General features: G+C 59.8%; 20 protein-coding genes. 8 read left to right on the forward strand and 12 right to left on the reverse strand.

Annotated elements, in window-relative coordinates:
* Positions 1–6: 6 nt before the first annotated feature.
* The 4 genes from sdhA to KI613_RS13585 all read right to left on the reverse strand — a co-directional run bounded on the left by sdhA (position 7) and on the right by KI613_RS13585 (position 3,415).
* Entirely contained in the window at positions 7–1,791 is a 1,785-nt protein-coding gene (gene sdhA / locus KI613_RS13570; RefSeq protein ID WP_226400364.1) for a succinate dehydrogenase flavoprotein subunit, read from the reverse strand.
* Between the two features lie 2 nt (positions 1,792–1,793).
* Positions 1,794–2,141 carry a succinate dehydrogenase, hydrophobic membrane anchor protein gene (gene sdhD / locus KI613_RS13575; protein ID WP_226400366.1) on the reverse strand — a complete coding sequence of 116 codons (348 nt, stop codon included), beginning with the start codon at positions 2,139–2,141 and terminating at the stop codon, positions 1,794–1,796.
* Positions 2,138–2,524, reverse strand: a complete 387-nt coding sequence (sdhC, locus tag KI613_RS13580) for a succinate dehydrogenase, cytochrome b556 subunit (protein WP_226400368.1) — start codon at positions 2,522–2,524, stop codon at positions 2,138–2,140. Before sdhC ends, sdhD begins: the two co-directional genes overlap by 4 nt.
* Before the next feature lie 135 nt (positions 2,525–2,659).
* Positions 2,660–3,415 (reverse strand): GntR family transcriptional regulator, encoded by a 756-nt coding sequence (locus KI613_RS13585; protein ID WP_226400369.1) that lies wholly within the window; start codon positions 3,413–3,415, stop codon positions 2,660–2,662.
* 197 nt (positions 3,416–3,612) lie between these two features.
* Here KI613_RS13585 and KI613_RS13590 point away from each other — a divergent pair, with 197 nt between their 5' ends.
* The 3 genes from KI613_RS13590 to KI613_RS13600 all read left to right on the forward strand — a co-directional run bounded on the left by KI613_RS13590 (position 3,613) and on the right by KI613_RS13600 (position 6,415).
* Positions 3,613–4,599 carry a malate dehydrogenase gene (locus KI613_RS13590; RefSeq protein WP_226400370.1) on the forward strand — a complete coding sequence of 329 codons (987 nt, stop codon included), beginning with the start codon at positions 3,613–3,615 and terminating at the stop codon, positions 4,597–4,599.
* Positions 4,600–4,677: 78 nt separating this feature from the next.
* Positions 4,678–5,661, forward strand: coding sequence for an HpcH/HpaI aldolase/citrate lyase family protein (locus KI613_RS13595; protein WP_226400371.1), 984 nt, complete (start codon positions 4,678–4,680; stop codon positions 5,659–5,661).
* Positions 5,654–6,415, forward strand: a complete 762-nt coding sequence (locus tag KI613_RS13600; RefSeq protein ID WP_226400372.1) for a tRNA pseudouridine(65) synthase TruC — start codon at positions 5,654–5,656, stop codon at positions 6,413–6,415. The genes KI613_RS13595 and KI613_RS13600 overlap by 8 nt, the downstream gene beginning before the upstream one ends.
* Here KI613_RS13600 and KI613_RS13605 read toward each other — a convergent pair.
* The 4 genes from KI613_RS13605 to KI613_RS13620 all read right to left on the reverse strand — a co-directional run bounded on the left by KI613_RS13605 (position 6,412) and on the right by KI613_RS13620 (position 10,006).
* On the reverse strand, positions 6,412–6,849 hold the full coding sequence (locus KI613_RS13605) for a CBS domain-containing protein (protein WP_226400377.1): 438 nt from the start codon (positions 6,847–6,849) through the stop codon (positions 6,412–6,414). The two genes, KI613_RS13600 and KI613_RS13605, sit on opposite strands and share 4 nt — an antisense overlap.
* Positions 6,850–7,015: 166 nt before the next feature.
* On the reverse strand, positions 7,016–7,453 hold the full coding sequence (locus KI613_RS13610; protein ID WP_226400379.1) for a hypothetical protein: 438 nt from the start codon (positions 7,451–7,453) through the stop codon (positions 7,016–7,018).
* 4 nt (positions 7,454–7,457) lie between these two features.
* Entirely contained in the window at positions 7,458–8,687 is a 1,230-nt protein-coding gene (locus tag KI613_RS13615; protein WP_226400381.1) for a hypothetical protein, read from the reverse strand.
* Between the two features lie 74 nt (positions 8,688–8,761).
* Positions 8,762–10,006 (reverse strand): nitronate monooxygenase, encoded by a 1,245-nt coding sequence (locus KI613_RS13620; RefSeq protein WP_226405752.1) that lies wholly within the window; start codon positions 10,004–10,006, stop codon positions 8,762–8,764.
* Positions 10,007–10,170: 164 nt separating this feature from the next.
* Between KI613_RS13620 and KI613_RS13625 the strand changes: the two genes are divergently transcribed.
* Entirely contained in the window at positions 10,171–11,331 is a 1,161-nt protein-coding gene (locus KI613_RS13625; RefSeq protein WP_226400383.1) for an NnrS family protein, read from the forward strand.
* Here KI613_RS13625 and KI613_RS13630 read toward each other — a convergent pair.
* Entirely contained in the window at positions 11,328–11,633 is a 306-nt protein-coding gene (locus KI613_RS13630) for an antibiotic biosynthesis monooxygenase family protein (RefSeq protein WP_226400384.1), read from the reverse strand. The two genes, KI613_RS13625 and KI613_RS13630, sit on opposite strands and share 4 nt — an antisense overlap.
* A gap of 36 nt (positions 11,634–11,669) precedes the next feature.
* On the opposite strand from KI613_RS13630, the gene KI613_RS13635 reads away from it, so the two are divergent.
* Positions 11,670–12,188 (forward strand): tetratricopeptide repeat protein, encoded by a 519-nt coding sequence (locus tag KI613_RS13635; RefSeq protein WP_226400385.1) that lies wholly within the window; start codon positions 11,670–11,672, stop codon positions 12,186–12,188.
* A gap of 61 nt (positions 12,189–12,249) precedes the next feature.
* On the opposite strand, the gene KI613_RS13640 is transcribed toward KI613_RS13635, so the two are convergent.
* Entirely contained in the window at positions 12,250–13,968 is a 1,719-nt protein-coding gene (locus KI613_RS13640) for an AAA family ATPase (protein ID WP_226400386.1), read from the reverse strand.
* Positions 13,969–14,130: 162 nt separating this feature from the next.
* Between KI613_RS13640 and rlmF the strand changes: the two genes are divergently transcribed.
* Positions 14,131–15,147 carry a 23S rRNA (adenine(1618)-N(6))-methyltransferase RlmF gene (rlmF, locus tag KI613_RS13645; RefSeq protein WP_226400387.1) on the forward strand — a complete coding sequence of 339 codons (1,017 nt, stop codon included), beginning with the start codon at positions 14,131–14,133 and terminating at the stop codon, positions 15,145–15,147.
* Here the strand turns inward: rlmF and KI613_RS13650 are convergent.
* On the reverse strand, positions 15,144–15,839 hold the full coding sequence (locus tag KI613_RS13650; protein WP_226400388.1) for a helix-turn-helix transcriptional regulator: 696 nt from the start codon (positions 15,837–15,839) through the stop codon (positions 15,144–15,146). The genes rlmF and KI613_RS13650 overlap by 4 nt on opposite strands.
* A 147-nt stretch (positions 15,840–15,986) precedes the next feature.
* Between KI613_RS13650 and KI613_RS13655 the strand changes: the two genes are divergently transcribed.
* Together KI613_RS13655 and asd are read left to right on the forward strand one after the other, a co-directional pair.
* On the forward strand, positions 15,987–16,355 hold the full coding sequence (locus tag KI613_RS13655; RefSeq protein ID WP_226400389.1) for a VOC family protein: 369 nt from the start codon (positions 15,987–15,989) through the stop codon (positions 16,353–16,355).
* Positions 16,356–16,440: 85 nt separating this feature from the next.
* On the forward strand, positions 16,441–17,289 hold the full coding sequence (asd, locus tag KI613_RS13660; RefSeq protein WP_226400390.1) for an archaetidylserine decarboxylase: 849 nt from the start codon (positions 16,441–16,443) through the stop codon (positions 17,287–17,289).
* Positions 17,290–17,292: 3 nt separating this feature from the next.
* On the opposite strand, the gene KI613_RS13665 is transcribed toward asd, so the two are convergent.
* A complete protein-coding gene (locus KI613_RS13665) occupies positions 17,293–18,579 on the reverse strand; it encodes a right-handed parallel beta-helix repeat-containing protein (protein ID WP_226400391.1) in 1,287 nt (428 codons plus the stop codon).
* Positions 18,580–18,617: the final 38 nt, after the last annotated feature.

Raw genomic sequence — 18,617 nt, forward strand, 5'->3', positions numbered from 1 at the left:
CTCCAATTAGTACGAGCGCGTCTTGAGCTCAACGGGCTCGACGGACAGGGGTTGCATGTTAACTGGCTTGTAGCAGATCGAGTTATCGACCGGCGAGAACAGCGTGTGCTTGAGCCACACGGCATCGTTACGGCCATTCGGGAACTCAGCGCTATCCGGGGCATCGTCACGCACATGAGCGCCACGGGACTCTTTGCGAGCCTCGGCGGAAATCATCGTGGCCTTGGCGACCTCAATAAGGTTTTCCATTTCCAGCGCTTCGGTCCGGGCCGTATTCCAGGCCATCGACTTGTCCTTGATTTCCAGATTGCGAGCTGCCTTCTCGACTTCAAGAATTTTGCTGACGCCCTGCTTCAGCATGTCACTGAAGCGGAACACACCGGCATGGTCCTGCATGGTGCGTTGCATGGCCAGACGAGTTTCGTGCACGTTGGCACCACCCTTGCGATTATCGAGTGCGCTGATACGAGCCAGGGTCTTGTCGGCAACACCCTTCGGCAGATCGCGGTGAGCGCGACCAGCCTTGAGGTCTTCAACAGCGGAGTCACCAGCCGACTTGCCAAAAACCAGCAGGTCGAGCAGCGAATTCGTGCCGAGGCGATTAGCACCGTGCACCGAGGCACAGGCACACTCACCACCCGCATAGAAGCCCGGGACAACGGCGTTCATGTCGCCACCTTGCGGCATCACGACACGACCGGAGTAATGGGTCGGAATACCACCCATCTGGTAGTGACAGGTCGGCACGACCGGCAACGGCTCTTTCAGGCAATCAACACCGGCGAACTGCAGGCCGATTTCATGGATACCAGGCAGGCGCTTCATGATAGTAGCCGGATCGAGGTGGGTGATGTCGAGAAGGACGTAATCCTTGTTGACACCACAACCACGTCCTTCCTTGATTTCGGTGGTCATGGCGCGGGAAACCACGTCACGCGACGCGAGATCCTTGGCGTTCGGCGCATAGCGCTCCATGAAGCGCTCCTTGCTGGAATTACGCAGGATGCCGCCTTCGCCGCGCACGCCTTCAGTAATCAGGACGCCAGCCCCCGCGACGCCGGTCGGGTGGAACTGCCAGAATTCCATATCTTCGAGCGGAATACCGGCACGCGCCGCCATACCCAGGCCGTCACCAGTATTGATGAAGGCATTGGTCGAAGAGTAGTAGATACGGCCAGCACCGCCGGTAGCAAAAATAGTGGCGCGAGCATGGAAAATAACGATCTGGCCGGTTTCCATTTCCATGGCGGTAACGCCGAGGACATGGCCCTCTTCGTCACGAATCAGGTCGAGCGCCATCCATTCGACGAAGAACTGGGTGTTGGCCTTGACGTTGCGCTGATACATCGCATGCAGCATGGCGTGACCGGTACGGTCGGCAGCAGCACAGGAACGACGAACCGGCTTCTCGCCGAAGTTCGACATGTGACCACCGAACGGGCGCTGATAGATCTTGCCATCATCGGTACGGTCGAACGGCATGCCGTAGTGCTCGAGCTCAACGACAACTTCGTTGGCCTTCTTGCACATGAATTCAATCGCATCCTGGTCGCCGAGCCAGTCGGAGCCCTTGACGGTATCGTACATGTGCCACGTCCAGTGATCTTCCTCGGAGTTACCGAGAGAGGCGGCAACGCCGCCCTGCGCCGCAACGGTATGCGAACGGGTCGGAAAGACCTTGGAAAGAACAGCCGTTTTTAGCCCGGCTTCAGACAATTGGATCGCGGAACGCAGACCGGCGCCACCGGCACCGACGATCACCGCATCAAACTTGAGAACAGGAATACTCACGCTTACAGCCTCCAGAGAATCGCAGCAGCCCACGCGGTGTAACCCACCAACGCAGCAGCGGTCAGAACGTGCAGGGACAGGCGCAGGCCGGTCGGCTTCACGTAGTCCATCCAGATGTCACGCACGCCAATCCAGGCGTGGTAGAACAGACTGACGAAGAAAAGGAAGGTCAGGAACTTGATGACGCCATTGGCAAACAGACCCTGCCAAGCCTCAAAGGTCGAGGGACGAACAACGAGCAGAACTGCGGCAATCAATACCGAGTAGACCGCCATGATGACAGCGGTTGCACGCTGGATTATCCAGTCTTTCAGGCCGTAGTGGGCACCGACAACTATGCGGTTGATCACAGCAACACCCCCCAGAGAACCAGGGTCAGCGGAATGCTGACAGCGAGGACAACACCGGCGGATTTCCGGGCTGCTTCCTTTTCGATACCGATATGCAGATCGAGCAGGAGGAAGCGGATGCCAGCACAGAAGTGATGAACAAATGCCCAAAGAAGACCAGCCAGAATCACCTTGACAGGCAACATTCCAGCAATCGACTTGAAGGAGGCAAAACTTTCAGGGGAGCCCAAACTGGCACCGAAGAGCCAGAGCAATACAGGAATACAAAGAAACAAACCCGCACCGCTGACACGATGAAGAATTGAAACCTTGCCCGGCAACGGCAAATTTATTGTAGCCAAGTCCAAGTTTTTTGGACGTTTCTTGATGGTCATTTCTGCCATGAACGTCATCCCTTGCGTGAAGATGCGGTTATCCGCTTTTACGTGGTTTGAAAAGAACCGTAATTATACATTCAAAACCATATGGAACGTGCCTTGCGGGCGCTTTCTGAGGCAATCCAAAAGTACTACTTTCTCTCACCCCAGATCGTTTCGGTAGTAGTGATGCCGCGTGGAATAAAGACCACGCCGCCACTCCACCGGTTTATTGCCATAGGTATAAGCCGTTCGTTCGACGAGCAAAAGGGGCTCGCCCAACTTGACTCCAATCATGCCGGCACTCTGAGCATCCGCCCCAACCGCCCGCAAACGCTCTTCGGCGCGAATCATCCGAACCCCAAAATCGCTTTCAAAAAGGCTGTAGAGCGAACGTTCGCCTCCCCGCAACCCGTCCAGCGTCAAGCCGTCAAACAACTCGGCGACCAGATAAATCTGATCAAAAACCACCGGCTCACCACTGAAACGCAGCAGGCGCTTGACATGAACCACCTTGTCACCCGCATGCAAACCCAGAACTGCCGCCACCTCAGGTGAGGCGTCAATGGTTTCACAAAAGAACGGATCACTGACTGCATGCGCCGCCTTGTCATCGTCCGGCACGAGCCTCAGGAAACGATAAAAGGACCGCGGGTCGCTATGCGTCGCGACAAACGTACCCTTTCCCTGACGCCGAACCAGCATGTTTTCAGCAGCCATTTCATCAATGGCTTTGCGGACCGTCCCCTGGCTTACATTGAAACGCGTTGCCAACTCCCCTTCACTCGGTATTGCATCACCCGGCCCCCACTCGCCCTCCTCCAGGCTACGAATCAAGAAATCCTTGATCTGGCGATAGAGGGGGCTGAAAGTCGGGGAGCTTAGGCGGGGAGCAGGACGAGAGGCGTCACGAGTCATGGTCCAAATTTCAGCACATTTCGGGCGTACCGTCCACGAAAAGTTGTCTTATATAAGACAGATGATGAATTGACAGCCAGACGCCGAACTTTTACCATCTTGAGTTCTCGTGCCTGCTGACGCAAGGAAGCAAACAAAGCAGGTATTCGGGCAAATACGAACAATTTCAACCACGCTGTTTCAAACAGGAGCGATACATGTCCAAAGCCCCCATGCGCGTTGCCATTACCGGCGCCGCCGGCCAGATCGGTTATAGCCTGCTGTTCCGCATCGCCTCCGGCGAAATGCTCGGCAAAGACCAGCCGGTCATCCTTCAGTTGCTCGACCTGCCGCAAGCTCAGCAAGCCGTCAAGGGTGTGATGATGGAACTGGAAGACTGTGCCTTCCCGCTACTCGCCGGCATGGTTGCCACCGATGACCCCAATGTCGCCTTCAAGGATGCCGACGTCTGCCTGCTGGTTGGTGCCCGTCCGCGCACCAAGGGTATGGAGCGCGCTGACCTGCTGACCGCCAACGGCGCCATCTTCACCGTTCAAGGCAAGGCCATTGCCGAGAACGCCAAGGAAGACGTCAAGGTTCTGGTCGTCGGCAACCCCTGCAACACCAACGCCTTCATCGCCGCTGCCGCTGCCAAGAAGGTTGGCCGCACCAACCCGAATAACTACCACGGCATGCTGCGCCTGGACCACAACCGCGCTTTGTCGCAACTGGCCAACAAGATCGGCCGTCCGGTTTCTTCCCTGAAGCAGCTGGTCGTCTGGGGCAACCACTCCCCGACGATGTACGCTGACTACCGCAACTGCACTTCCAACGGCGACAGCGTCAAGGCTCTGATCAACGATCACGCCTGGAATAACGACGTTTTCCTGCCGACCGTTGGCAAGCGCGGCGCCGCCATCATCGAAGCCCGTGGCCTGTCTTCGGCAGCTTCCGCCGCCAATGCTGCCATCGACCACATCCGTGACTGGGTGCTCGGTTCCGACGAGTGGGTTACCCTGGGCGTGCCGTCTGACGGCTCCTACGGCATCCCGGCCGGTATCGTCTTCGGCTTCCCGTGCGAGTGCAAGGGTGGTTCGTTCAAGATCATCCAAGGCCTGGAAATCGACGAGTACAGCCGTGAGAAGATCAACTTCACGCTCAAGGAACTGACCGACGAAGCCGAAGCCGTCAAGGACATGCTGTAATCCAGCATTAGTTCCCAGCTTCATTAAAAGGCCGCGGTAAAATACCGCGGCCTTTTTTAGTTTACGGATTCGAAAACCATGCGCCATCCGAAAGCCGTTCTTTTTTCCGGTGAAAAGCCCTTCCCCATCCTGCCCGCCGTCGACCATTACGCCGGCTCGGAAAAGTTGATGAAGAAGGCGCTGCAACTGCAGATTGAACTCGGTCCGATCTTCGACATCACTTGCGATTGCGAAGATGGCGCCCATGCCGGCGCCGAGCGTGAGCATGCTGAAATGGCGGCTGGTGTGATCATGAGCGAAGACAACCATTTCAACCGGGTCGGCGCGCGGGTGCATGACGTCACCCACCCGCACTGGCGGCAGGACATGGAAATCCTGGTCGGCATTGCCGGCAGCAGGCTCCCCTTCATCACGCTACCGAAGCCCTGCAGCGCCGGCGACGTCCAGGTGCAGATCGAAGCCCTACGTGAAATCGAGCAGAATTTTGGCGTTGACCGCCGGATTCCGGTCCATGTTCTGATTGAAACCCATGGTGCCTTGCGCGAAGTATGGGAAATTGCCGGCTTGCCAGGTGTCGAGAGTCTGGATTTCGGCCTGATGGATTTCGTCTCCGGCCACCACGGCGCCATCCCCGGTAGTGCAATGAAAAGTCCCGGCCAGTTCGATCATCCGCTGGTCGCCCGCGCCAAGTGCGAGATCAGCGCTGCCGCCCTGGCCTGCGGTGTCGTTCCATCGCACAACGTGACGACTGAACTCAAAGATATCGAATACATCCGCAATGACGCCCAACGTGCCCGGACCGAATTCGGTTATCTGCGCATGTGGAGCATCCACCCTAACCAGATCGTGCCCATCGTCGAAGCCATGCGTCCGGACTTCTCCGAAGTGCAGGCCGCCGCCGAGATACTGATTGCCGCCCAGGACAAAGATTGGGGTCCGATCCAGCACGACGGCAAGCTGCACGACCGGGCTTCCTACCGCTACTACTGGGAGTTGCTCGACCGCGCCCACGTCACCGGGATGGATATTCCGGCTGCAGCGAGGATTCGCTTTTTTGCCTGAAATTCCGGTTGACCGTAGCACTGAGCCGCCGCTGCCCATCCTCTACCGCGACGAGCAGATCGTCGTCATCGACAAGCCGCCTGGGCTGCTTGTTCACCGCTCGGAAATCGATCGTCACGAAACGCGCTTCGCCATCCAGATCCTGCGCGACCAAATCGGCCAGCACGTCTGGCCCGCCCACCGTCTAGATCGCGGCACTTCCGGCGTACTGCTCTTCGGTCTGAGCAAGGAAATTGCCAGCCAGCTCGGGCGACAATTCGAAGCGGGAACCGTGGAGAAGCACTATCTGGCCGTCGTCCGTGGTTATCCGCCGGAATCAGGCAGCATAGACCACGCCCTATCCCGACAGCGCGATCCTTACGAATTCCAGGGAGAGCACAGCAGTACCGAGGCACAACCGGCGCTGACCCATTATCGAACACTGGCGAAAATCGAGCTGCCCGTTGCGGTCGACCGCTATCCGTGTAGTCGCTATGCGCTCGTTGCCCTGGAGCCGATTACCGGCCGCCGTCACCAGATCAGGCGCCACCTCAAGCACATCGCCCACCCGATCATTGGTGATGCCACCTATGGCAAGGGACGGCACAATCGTTATTTTGCCGAACATCTCGGCTGCCATCGCCTGTTGCTGGCTTGCGTCGGGATGGCCTTCAACCACCCTGTCGATGGACGGCGAGTGGAAATAAAAGTGCCAGTGTCCGGCGAATTCGCCACCACACTGGCACGTTTTGACTGGCTGAACGAAACAGCTTAGGCGATATTTTCCTCGAGATGCTCCCTGAATTTCAGGTCGCGCTCGAGCTGCACCATGTCCTGGCCCAAGGCATCGCGAGCGGAAACCATGCCCACCGGCGCCCCATTCTGATCGACCACGGGCACATGGCGGAAACCGCCATCGACCATGAATTGCAAGGCGTAACCCAGTGGTTTGTCGGCACGAATCGTTTGCGGATTGGCGACCATGACCTGTGACAAAGTCGTTTTATCCGGATCGAGGCTGCCGGCCAGGACCTTGTTGAGGGCGTCACGCTCGGTAAAAATGCCGACGATCCGATTGTTTTCGACAACCAGCAGGGCACCGATTCGCTTTTGGGCCATCAGGCTGCACGCTGAGCGGACAGTGCTCTCCTTGGCGGCCGAAACGACGTTTTGGCCGGCGATGATATTGCTAATTATTCGATTGGGCATGTTTGTCTCCTGCGTTGTAGTAAAAATCAATGAGGTGCCCCCACTAAACCGCGAAGCACAGCACATGCGAAGATTACCTCAGCTTGATGACAATCACCGCAATGGCTATAAAGATGATGACCATGCCGATCAGCTCTACGTTCAATGAAAACTCCAAAATTTTTACTTACGGAGTCAGCTCGTAAACGACACGAACCCGTGCATCCGCCTTGGCCAAATCGACAAAACCAATGCCACCTGGATGAGCGACCACCCATTTCAGCACCTCTTCGGCGGAACCCACCTTGGCCGGTGGCTGCATGCGCCCGGAAAACACCTGCCTTGACCAGTAGGCATTGATTTCAGACAAGTCTTTGCCAACCAGCAAACCATAGAAACGAAACCTGTCCGGATGCGTATCGGACAGATCCACCGGCTGCGCCTCGATACCGTTGAAGTACTGCCGATTGCGCCCGAAGAAAATGTTGATCACCTCGTTGCGCGTCATCGCCGCCACGCCACAGCGGGCATTGACGACCACGACCAGTTCGGCGCGCACCTCCGCTGCTGGCTGAACCAGCAACCAGAAAATCGAGCCGAGAAGGATCAGGCGACGAAATGGCATGGTTTCAGAAGACGAAATCCATGGTCAGCGAAAAGACATCCATGCGGCCATCCCAGCGCGCCCGGTTGTCCTGGCGATAGGGGAAAAGCGAAGACGCTTCGCCACGGATGCCATCCCATTGCGCCTTGACGGCCACATTCCGGACAAAATCCCAGCGCAGGCCGGCAAAAGTTGTTTGCTGGTCGGCGTGTGAATCCTGCATGACATAGGCGGCTATTGCGCTTGGCGCGTTGCCACGCGACCTGGAGAGCACCCAGGAATAGCCGAGATAAGGCGTAACTTCGCCAACCCGGTAGCCGACCAGCGCGTAACCACCGTCTGAACTCTCCAGCGCCTGACTGCCCTGTTCAATATGATTGAGCATCACTTGCGCCTGCCAAGGGCCGCGATCGTAGACCAGGCCCAGCGAGTAATAGTGGGTCCGCGTATCGTGCGTTGCCAGGAAGGCTGCATCCTGTGCAGAAAGGGTGACGCCCACCGCCTTTTTCAATACGGGCGCGATAGGCAGATCGTTCTTGAATTCGATATTGGCGTAGCTTGCCCGGACCTGCCACGGACCGCGCTGATACTCGAGATAGCCACCAAGCATCGGTGAGCCGGCAATATCCCACTGCTCGTCAGCCAAGGGAATCTTCCCGTTGGAATGGCCATAAAAGGCTTTGGCGCGCAGGACGCCTTCCTCAAGCGAGAGATTGATCGCGGCATCGGCGCCATGAATACTGTAGAAAGGCAAATACCAGAAGTAATCGCCGGGTGGACGGACCGTCAGGAAGGAGTAACCGACCCAACGCGAATCGGCCATCATAAAGAACTCCGTGCCCAGCCGGCCGGCCCGCAGGCTCAGGTTGGGCGTCGGGTTGTACTTGATGAAGCCCCAGGAAATATCCGGAGTGAAAGTCTTGTCGTAGCGATAGCGACTGGTTGCCTGTACCACCGCCTCGAACTGCGGACTGATATGCCAGGCCCCTTGCACACCGAGCACGCTGTCGATGAGAGCGCTCCAGTCTTTGCCGACGCCCCGGGGCTGGGAGATATCGCGAACGAATTCGACGTTATCGGTGGTCGTTCGGGCCAGGCCAAAGGTTCCAAAGCCGTTCAGGCTGAAAGCCGAATCGGATTCGGCAAGGACCGGCGGGGCGACGGCGAGGAATACCGAACCGGCAAGGACCAGGAGCGACCTGTTGAGCGGACACACCCGCGCAGCCCGGCGAAATAGATTGGCAATCGTCATCATGTCGAGATTTTCGTCAGCACTCGAAGCGGACCGACCACGCGGGAAGTGTCGTTCCCGCGCAGCCCGCTGAGCGGTTATTCCGGCAAGGCGATCTTCTGGTCAGTACTGAACTGATAGTCCTTGAAAATGTGTTCAGCAGTCAGCAACTGGTAGCTGCCGTCAGCCGCCTTGCGCGTCGTATCCTTGAGCCGATAGGTCAAGTGACCGCAAGTCCAGATATCGAAGTTGCGCATGTGGGTGCACAGGCAGGTCTTGTCCATCACCGCTATCTTGCGGGCCTCCGGATGGGCGGCCACTTCGCGGTTGTAGGACGTCACGTAGGCGCACTTGCCATTGGCGTCGAGCAGGTAACCGTAGGCTTCGCAGTTCGGACGAATGCCGGCGCCGATGCCCGGGCTGCTCTTGATCATGCGCATCGGGTAGCCGGTCGGGGATATCTGGTTAACCTCGATGTCGTCCTCGCTGGCCTTGAAGTATTCCTGCTTGACCTTTTCCGGCAGGCCACATTCTTCGGAGACGGTGAAGCGGGTGGCGACCTGCACGGCGGCGGCACCGGCCTCGAGGAAGGCGGTCGCATCGGAGCCGGTGAAAATACCGCCGGCTGGAATGACCGGAATGTCGAGGTGCTCGTTCTTCAGAAACTGCATCACTTCGGTGACGATGGTCGCCAGGTCGTACTTGGCCCAGTCCATGCCGAAACCGAGGTGACCGCCGGCCAGCGGACCTTCGACCACGATGTAGTCGGGCATGCGACCGGTGCGCATACTCTTTTTCAGGAACAGTTGCAGGGCGCGCACCGAGGAAACGATGATGCCAAGCTGGACGTCGCGGAAACGCGGGTGCTCCTCGATCAGTGCAAAGGAGCCAAGGTGCAGGCCGGCCGCCAGCGTAATGCCTTCGATGCCGGAATCCATCGCTGCTTCCATGCGAACCTTGAGCGTCTCTTTCGGCGCGTTCATGGTCAGCTTTTCCATGCAGTTGATGAAGATCAGGCCATTGCCAGTCTTGCGCGACATGGCTTCCTCAACGTGCAGTCGGGTGGCTTCGACCAGCTTGCCAAGGTCGAACTTGACCGATGACTTGTCTTCGTTCTCGACGTTGTATTTGTAAAGCGCGAGCTTTTCCTTGACGAACTTGGTCTTGTAACGACGATCCGACACGGTCTTGATCATCGCATCGGATATGTGGCCGACGCCGCCCAGGCGGGCAACCTCGACAGCCAGATCGGCGCTGGAAATATCAACACCCATGCCGCCGATCATGATTGGTACTAGCTCGTGCTTGCCAAGGCGCAAGCGGAAATCGTCCACACGCTTCATCATTTTCCTTATGAATACAGGCCGGTCCCCTCGCTCACGGCCAAGTGGCGGATTTTACGCCAATGTTAAGACCGATGCGTGACGAGCCGGGGATAAATCAAGTTTCGCCTCGTCGACTGTGGCTAAACTTGTCACTTCGATCGACTCCCTGGCGATAGGTTCACATGCGTTTCTCAAATCACCCGTTCTGGCTGGTCGGCTTCCGGCCATTCTTCACCCTGGCTTGCCTGGCCGGGATGCTCCTGCCGGTCGCCTGGGCGCTGATTTTCAGCGGCGCCATAGCGGCCCCGGTCGCCAGCTTCACCTCCGTGCAATGGCACGCCCATGAAATGTTCTTCGGTTTTGGCTGGGCGGTGCTCGGCGGATTTCTGCTCACCTCGACCAAGAACTGGGTCAATATCCGCGGTTACCACGGCCCGGCGCTCATGCTGCTGGCTGCTGCCTGGATCATCGAGCGGATCGGCATGGCCTTTGGCGGAAACTGGCCGAAGACGCTGTTCCTGCTCAGCAACAATCTCTTTCTCGGCAGCATCGTGGCCATGCTGCTGTGGACACTGATCCGCCATCGTGACACGGATAGCTACCGCGACAACGCCTTTTTCCTGATCATGTTGCCCGGCTTTCTGCTGGCCAAATACCTCATGCTGGAAGGTGGAGAATTCCCCGCCGGCTACAGTATGGCCATGGCTCTCTTCCGCCTGGCCTTCCTGGTCATGCTCGAACGGACGCTGACCGGTTTCATGAAGGCGGCCTTCCAGGCGCAGATCCTGCGCCATCCGGCGCTGGACATGACGATCAAACTGCTCGGCCTCATGCTGGTGGTCGAATTTGCCCTGCCCCGGCCGCTGACCGCAGCGGTCTCGCTGCTCCTCGCCACCCTGCTCGTCATCCGTTTTTTCTACTGGAAGCCACAACTGGCCTTCAAGCGCCTCGACATCGGCGTCATGTACATCGGTTACCTGTGCATCGTTGCCCAGCTCTTGATCGAAGCGCTCGGCCACGTCATGAGCTTTGTCTGGATCGGTTCGGTGTCCGTCCATCTGTTTACCTTCGGCGCCATGGGCCTGGTCATTCCGGGGATGATTGTCCGCATTTCCAAGGGCCACACTGGCCGCAAGGTCGTTTTCGATGGTGGCGACAAACTGGTGCTGGTCATCATGCTCGTCGCCCTCGTTGCCCGCATCATCGTCCCGCAATTCGCCCCGGCGGCCTATCTTGGCTGGATACACCTGTCGGCGACCTGCTGGTTCGTCGCCTTCGGCATCCTCGCCTGGCGCTACATTCCGATTCTGCTCCAGTCACGCATCGACGGCCGCGAACACTAAAGCACGGCCTCGAACAACTCCAGTTGCGGCGGGCCGAGGTAGAAATCGCGCGGTGACTGGCCGGCTTGCATGTGCGCCTTGCGGAAGGCATCGGACTGCGTCCAGTCGGCGAAGGCTTGTTCCGAGTCCCAGACCGTGTGCGAGGCGAACAGCGTACGCTCTTCGTTGGTATCGCCGCGCAACAGGTTGAAGGAGACGAAACCGGGCACCTCGCTGAGGTAGCTGTTGCGATTGCGCCAGTGGGCGATGAAATCATCCTCCTTGCCGAGGGCGATGCGAAAACGGTTCATGGCGAGAAACATGAAAGCTCCTGTGAAAATTTGCGATTAATACTGCGCATGCTTGTTGCTTATCAGGTGACACCCATCACTCGCCACCTGACCCAGCCCAACATGAACGCATTCGATAACGACGACAAACTCGATTTCGGCCAACTGCCACCGGCCGTCGACCACTTGCTGCAACAAGGCGTTGCCGCCCATTTCACCCATCCGGAACTAGCCGAAAACGCCTTCCTGACCGCCCTCGCCATGGCCCCGGATGCGCTGCCGGCGCACCGCTGTCTGGTGAAACACTACAACCGCTGTCGGCAATTCGACAAGGCGTTGAGCGCCGCTCAGGGCTGGGTCGCTGCCGCCGCCGATCAGGCCGGCCTGCCCGACAACTGGCTGCTCTGGCAATCCGCCCCCGGCAGCGCGCTGGCCGCGCTCAAGGCCCTGGCCTTCATCCATCTGCGCAACGGCCAGCCGGCCAAGGCCGAAGCGGCGATCAAGCGCGTGCTAGCGCTCGACCCTGAGGACGGCGTCGGCGGCTCGGTCATTGCCGCCCTGATCGACGAAACCCTGCTCGCCGCCTAATTTTCCGGCTGACCGCGGCAATCCCACGGTCAACCGGAAAAAACGGTCAAAATTGAAATGCTCAGGCCGCCACTTCGACCTGCAGTTCAGCCTGATCCATGGCCCGGAACATCGAGCAGCGGCGGAAAACATCCTCCGTCGGTGGCAAGGCTTTCTGGCTGCAGTATTTCGCCACCAGCTTGGCCAGCCCCTTGATGTCGCGCCCGGATGCCTTCGGGAAAATATCAGGCAGACGGTCATGTAGTTCCGGCGGCAGGTTGAGGCCGAATTGCGCCGCCATGACACCCCAAATTTTCTTGCGGTCGACACGGTCTGGCGGATAAAAACGAATCAGCGCAATGCAGCGCGAGACGATGGCTTCATCGATATCGTCCACCCGGTTGGTGGTCAGGAAGAGCAGGCCGTTGAAATACTCCAGCACGCGCAGAAAGACGCCAACGACGGCGTTCATTGTGATGTTGTCGTCGCGCTTCTTGATATACACGTCGGCCTCGTCGATGAGCATGACCGCCCCCCAGCGCTGGGCGCGGGTCAGCACTTCCTTGAGCGCCGTTTCCATCGCCGCGACGTTGAGCCCGAGCTGGCCCGAATGCACGCGGTAAAGCGGCCGCCGGATGATCTCGGAATACACTTCGGCGGTCAGCGTCTTGCCGACACCGGGAGGCCCGGCGCACAACACGGTCGTTCCGCCCGACTTGCCGGAAACGATGTCGTCCATGAGCACGTCCATCTCGGCGGTCAGGATGTCGATCAGATCGGTCTGCTCGGGCGGCAGGACCAGCTTGGTCTTCAGTTCCGGCTGGTAGGCGTAGGGTTCCATGTCATCGGCGTGCACCCAGACGTAATGGTGCAGGTCGAGGTGGAACATCAGCATGTAGAAATGCACCGGTAGCTCGGTGAACAGGCCCTTGGCGATGCCGGCCTGGGTTTCCTCGATCTCGGCCTCTTCCTTGCCGGACAGCCGCGAGTTGCGCTGCACGCGGCGGACGAACTTGGCCATGATGTCGCCCGTCGCATCAAGCGCCAGCACGCGCTCGCCGAGGATGCTTTCGTCGTTGACCAGCCGGGCCGGGCTGCCCGTGGACGACAAAATAATCATGTCCTTGCGCGAGTAGTCGGTATCGCGGTGGGTCGCCGTCGGGTTCTCGGCAAAGTAGCCGACGCCGGTCCCGGAAAACTGTGCGCCGTACTGCCCCCGCCAGTCGAAATAGCGCTCGACGCCTTCGTCATAGCTGGCCAGCAAAGCCGGTGTTTCCTTGACGAAGCCCTTGGTGGCGAAGACTTCAGGGATGGTCCGGCCAGCGATGTCGGGGCCGGAAATGCGCAACGTCGCCGTCGCCAGCCGCGCCTTGGCGTTGGCTTTGAGTTCGACGAAGATCTTGCCGGTTTCCTCCTCGGAAGGCGGCGTGAAGTCGAGCCGCGTCACCACGTAGGCCAGCGGCTTGCCGGTAATGCCGGCCGAAAACAGCCAGCCGCGCGAAGCATTTTCGGCCAGATAACGGGCGATGGCCGGCACCGCCATTTCCAGCTCCTCGGCCTCGAAGCGCCGGCCGCCTTCATACAGCGCCTGGCGCAAGGTGGCGATCTGCGCCGCCCGCGCCCGCAGTTCGCTGTCGCCCGCCGCGTAGAGGCTTTGCAACAGGTCGAGCTCGCCATCCTCAAGCTGGTTGAACGAGACCTCGACGCGATTGCCGAAGCGCAACTGTTCGCGCACGAATTCCAGTCGCGGAAAAGACTGCATCATCGGTTCGATGTGCCGCCGGTCGATTTGCAGCTTCATGCGCTGCCTCCATGAGTTGTCCGATAGCAAGCACCTAGCCAGTTTCATGCCGTCACGGTCAACGGGAAAAATCGCCCAAAATCAGAATCTTGCCGGGCGCTGCCGATGTCGCGTTCGTTACATTCGTGGGACAATCCCGTCCCCGCTGTAGGAAGGACCACCATGCACCCCCGCAACAAGAACGCCGCTGGCTACGATTTCGCCGCCCTGGCCGCCACCTCGGCCGCGCTCGCCAAGCACATCAAGACGACGCAGGCCGGCACGGCAAGCATCGACTTCGCCAACCCGGCTGCCGTCAAGATGCTCAACCGGGCGATCCTCATGCATCACTACGGCGTCAAGGGCTGGGACATTCCGGCCGGCTACCTGTGTCCGCCGATTCCCGGTCGCGCCGACTACATCCATGCCGTTGCCGACCTGCTCGCCACCTGCAACAAAAAGAACATCCCGAGCGGCCCCGGTGTGCGTGTGCTCGACATCGGCACCGGCGCCAACCTCGTCTATCCACTGATCGGCCACGCCGAATACGGCTGGTCCTTCCTCGGCGTCGATATCGACGAGGCGGCGCTGGCCAACGCCCAGGCCATTCTCGCCAAGAACCCCGAGCTGGATGGCGAGATCGAACTGCGCCACCAGACCGTCTGGGAGAACATCTACACCGGCCTGCTGCGCTCCGGCGAAGTCTTCGACCTGTCGATCTGCAACCCGCCATTTCACAACTCGCCGGATGACGTTCACGCGGTCAGCCAGCGCAAGTGGAACAACCTCAACAAGCCGGGCGCCAAACGCGGTGCGGCCGAACCGCGCCTCAATTTCGGCGGCGGCGGTAGCGAACTGTGGTGCAACGGCGGCGAGCGCGCCTTCGTCAAATTGATGATCGAACAAAGCTGCAACATCCCGAAGCGCGTCATGTGGTTCACCAGCCTGCTCTCGCAAGGCGACAACCTGCCGCACATCGAAGCCGCGCTTAAAAAAGCCAAGGTCGTCGACTCGCGTATCATCCCGATGGCTCAGGGCCAGAAGCAAAGCCGGCTGATCGCCTGGACCTTCTTCGGCAACGGCGAACGCGAGAAATGGCGCAAGGAACACTGGTCATCCGCCCCGTCCTTCGGCACCACGGCGCCCGACGCCCAACCGGCCTTCCCGGTCAGCGAAAGCCCGGACCAAGACCAGGATTAGGTCTCGCCCTCGCCGCGCGCCGTAGCCAGGTAGTCGCGCCAGAGATGGCCGTAACGGTCATCAAAAGTTGCGTCGATCAGCTCGACCGATCGGATACGATCAACCCGGAAAGTTCGAAAGCCCTGGCGCAACTCGCACCAGGCGCCTAGCGTCCAGCAATGCCCCCAGAAAACCAGGCCGAGCGGCCATAGCGTGCGTTGCGAAACTTCACCGTCGGCCCGCCGGTAGCTCACCGTCACCTTGCGGCCACTTTCCATGCCGGCCCGCAGCAAGGCCATCGGCTCACGCAAGGGCGCCGGCTGCAGGCAATCGAGCGCCAGAAAACGCCGGCTCGACGCCCCCACCCGTTCCTCCAGTGCCCGTGGCAGGACGGCCTCGATGCGCGCCATCGCCTGCTCCGCCGCCTTGCCCAGGGCAGAATCGCCCCAGGCCCGAACCAGCTTGGCGCCAACCACCAGCGCTTCGAGTTCGTCGCCGGTAAACATCAGCGGCGGCACCTGGTAACCGCGGCGCAGGCGATAACCGACGCCGGCCTCGCCGTCGATCGGCGCACCGGATTTCACCAGATCGGCGATATCGCGATAGATGGTGCGCTCCGAAACCTCAAGCGTTTCGGCCAGGGTAGCGGCGGTAACAACGCGCCCATTGCGAAGGAGCAGGATGATCTGGAACAGTCGGTCGGCCGGGCGCATGTCATGACGGGGAAATCGGGAATTTCAGCATAGCACGCCGTTTCGCAGGCCATGACAAGCCTCCTGACACCATGCTGTCAGGAGCCCCTGAGCAGAATTCAGCGCATCAACGGCATCCCGCCGCTGAACATTAACGGAGAAAAAATCATGGACAATCCGCTGCGCTGGTTCGAAATCCCCACCACCGACCTCGACCGGGCCGTCGCCTTTTACCAGACCATCCTGGCCATCGAACTGCGCCGGGAACACTGCGGCGGCGGCAACATGGCCATCTTCCCCTACGCCGAGCCCTACCCGAGCGGCGCCCTGGTTGCCATGCCGCAACTGCAGCCGCGCGACAACGGCACGCTGATCTATCTCGATGGCGGCGCCGACCTCAATGGCGTGCTGGCGCGTATTCCGGCCGCCGGCGGCCAGGTCGTCATGGCCAAGACCGATCTTGGCAATAACATCGGCCACATCGCCCTGTTCATCGACAGCGAAGGCAACCGGGTCGGCCTCTACTCGAAGGACTGAAGTCGACTCCCTCAGCCTGGCTGACAATAGGATTGCCAAGCGGCTAGCCCGTATAATTGCGGGCTTCCGTTTCCCTGGCTTCTCCATGTCCGACCGCCTTGCCGTACTACCCCAATACCTGATCCCGAAACAGGCGTTGACCGCCCTCGCCGGCAAGCTGGCCTCAAAAGAAGCCGGCGGCCTGACAACCAGCGTCATCCGCTGGTTCGTCGGCCGTTACAACGTCAACATGGCCGAGGCAGCCAATCCGGACATCGCCAGCTACAAGAGCTTCAACGAATTCTTCACGCGCCCGCTCAAGGAAGGTGCCCGGCCGCAGGCCGATGCCGATTTCATCAGCCCGGTCGATGGCGCCATCAGCCAGTTCGGCCCCATCGAGCGCGACCAGATTTTCCAGGCCAAGGGCCACAGCTATTCGACCACCGCATTGGTCGGTGGCGACCGCAAACTGGCAGAGCAATTCGAAAACGGCAGCTTCGCCACCCTCTACCTGAGCCCGCGCGACTACCACCGCATCCACATGCCCTGCGCCGGCAAACTGACGCGGATGATCTACGTGCCCGGCGAACTGTTCTCGGTCAACCCGACCACGGCGCGCGGTGTGCCCGGCCTGTTCGCCCGCAACGAGCGGGTCGTCTGCGTATTTGAATCCGAGTTTGGCCCCTTCGTGCTGACGCTGGTCGGCGCCACCATCGTCGGCAGCATGGCCACCGTCTGGCACGGCATGATCAATCCGCCACGCCCAGGCGTCGTGCGCGAATGGCGCTACGACGAGCAGAACATCGTGCTGAAAAAAGGCGACGAAATGGGCCGCTTCCTGCTCGGCTCGACGGTGGTCATGCTTTTCCCGAAGGACACGCTGGCCTTCAATCCGGATTGGGCGCCGACCGGCGCCATCCAGATGGGCGAGGCGATGGGCACCCGGCCCGTCTAATACTTACTGAAAAGCCCCCGGTGCCAGCATGCTGTTCGGGCGCATCGGGCGGCTGCCAACCGGAAAACGAAACTCGGCGCTGGGCATCAATTCGATACCGCGCGCCTGCCCCGGCGGCCTGACCGCACCGCGCAACGGCGACATATTGGTCAGGCGTAGTGGAACGCCGCCGAATTCAATGAGATCACCGCGAGCAACCAGACGATTGCCATCGAACCGCCCCTGTGCCGGCTTGTACAGATCGCCGGCGCCAACCATCAGGTTGTTGAGCAACCAGACCTCGACATCCACCCCGAACTTATCGGCATTCACATTCAGGAAACGTCCGGCATGGCTGTCGTTGATCAGCGTGTTGTGCGCCATGTACAAGGCGTTATCCGGCCAGTGCCGGCCTTCGGCACCGTAAGAAACGATGCTCGGGTTGTCCGTCCCGGCGCTCTGGCCGATGGCGTTGCCGATCACGTAGGCGAGGCCACCATTCGGAAACTCCAGTTCGTAGGAGGCCCGGCCACCGGCGCCGTCGACCAGCATGTTGTACAAAATATGGTTTTCACGAGCCCGCGATTTGACCAGATGCCCCAGATAGCCGTTGGAAAAACGGCTGCCGCGCAGGACGAACTTGCCAATCCCGCCAACATAGAGCAGATGGTGCAGGTCACCCGGATGGCGCGGCGCATTGCCGAATTCGCTATCGACGACTTCCAGACTTTGCTCGGGCGAGTTTGCCGTCAATATCCCCATTTCATTGTCGAAAAAGGCGCAGGACTGGATCGTCAGATCGCCCTTTTCGAAACGGATGCCAGCACCGTTGAGGCTGGCCACCCGGGCACCACGGAATTCGATGTTCTCGATGCGCACCTTGCCGCCGCGCACGACCCAGATCGCCTTGCCCTCGGCGCTCTTGCCGTCGGCCAGCATGACCGGCCGGCCGCCAGCGCCGCGGATGATGATTTCATTTTTGGCCCAAATTACCGGTTGACCGTGGTAATCGCCCGGGCGAATCTCGATGACCTCGCCATCCTGCGCCAACCGCGCCGCCTCGGTGATCGTGGTGATTTTCTCGCCCGGCCCGACGACCATCGTTGCCGGCTTGGCGGCGATGGCCGCCAGCTTCGGGTCAGCGGCAACCGTCTTCAATTGTCCGTCCGGCGAACGGCGGATTTCGCCGAGATAATCCGGCGCCGGCGGCAGTTTGTCGGGAATCTGCGCCGCCACCAACCCGACCTGAGCAAGGAGCAAGACCATCATGCCCAAAGGACGGAGGCTGCGACAGAAGCGTTCTCGAATCATCGGATTCTCCTCAGGGGCGGGAATTGAGCAGCCAGGTG

This window comes from Ferribacterium limneticum (assembly GCF_020510585.1).
GTDB lineage: Bacteria > Pseudomonadota > Gammaproteobacteria > Burkholderiales > Rhodocyclaceae > Azonexus.

Coding starts and splice junctions, on each gene's coding strand:
- KI613_RS13610 (WP_226400379.1), bottom strand. CDS start 7,453: ATGCCATTTCGTCGCCTGATCCTTCTCGGCTCGATTTTCTGGTTGCTG.
- rlmF (WP_226400387.1), top strand. CDS start 14,131: ATGCACCCCCGCAACAAGAACGCCGCTGGCTACGATTTCGCCGCCCTG.
- sdhC (WP_226400368.1), bottom strand. CDS start 2,524: ATGGCAGAAATGACCATCAAGAAACGTCCAAAAAACTTGGACTTGGCT.
- KI613_RS13665 (WP_226400391.1), bottom strand. CDS start 18,579: ATGATTCGAGAACGCTTCTGTCGCAGCCTCCGTCCTTTGGGCATGATG.
- KI613_RS13595 (WP_226400371.1), top strand. CDS start 4,678: ATGCGCCATCCGAAAGCCGTTCTTTTTTCCGGTGAAAAGCCCTTCCCC.
- KI613_RS13605 (WP_226400377.1), bottom strand. CDS start 6,849: ATGCCCAATCGAATAATTAGCAATATCATCGCCGGCCAAAACGTCGTT.
- KI613_RS13635 (WP_226400385.1), top strand. CDS start 11,670: ATGCTTGTTGCTTATCAGGTGACACCCATCACTCGCCACCTGACCCAG.
- KI613_RS13630 (WP_226400384.1), bottom strand. CDS start 11,633: ATGTTTCTCGCCATGAACCGTTTTCGCATCGCCCTCGGCAAGGAGGAT.
- KI613_RS13640 (WP_226400386.1), bottom strand. CDS start 13,968: ATGAAGCTGCAAATCGACCGGCGGCACATCGAACCGATGATGCAGTCT.
- KI613_RS13615 (WP_226400381.1), bottom strand. CDS start 8,687: ATGATGACGATTGCCAATCTATTTCGCCGGGCTGCGCGGGTGTGTCCG.
- KI613_RS13655 (WP_226400389.1), top strand. CDS start 15,987: ATGGACAATCCGCTGCGCTGGTTCGAAATCCCCACCACCGACCTCGAC.
- KI613_RS13590 (WP_226400370.1), top strand. CDS start 3,613: ATGTCCAAAGCCCCCATGCGCGTTGCCATTACCGGCGCCGCCGGCCAG.
- asd (WP_226400390.1), top strand. CDS start 16,441: ATGTCCGACCGCCTTGCCGTACTACCCCAATACCTGATCCCGAAACAG.
- KI613_RS13585 (WP_226400369.1), bottom strand. CDS start 3,415: ATGACTCGTGACGCCTCTCGTCCTGCTCCCCGCCTAAGCTCCCCGACT.
- KI613_RS13650 (WP_226400388.1), bottom strand. CDS start 15,839: ATGCGCCCGGCCGACCGACTGTTCCAGATCATCCTGCTCCTTCGCAAT.
- KI613_RS13625 (WP_226400383.1), top strand. CDS start 10,171: ATGCGTTTCTCAAATCACCCGTTCTGGCTGGTCGGCTTCCGGCCATTC.
- KI613_RS13620 (WP_226405752.1), bottom strand. CDS start 10,006: ATGAAGCGTGTGGACGATTTCCGCTTGCGCCTTGGCAAGCACGAGCTA.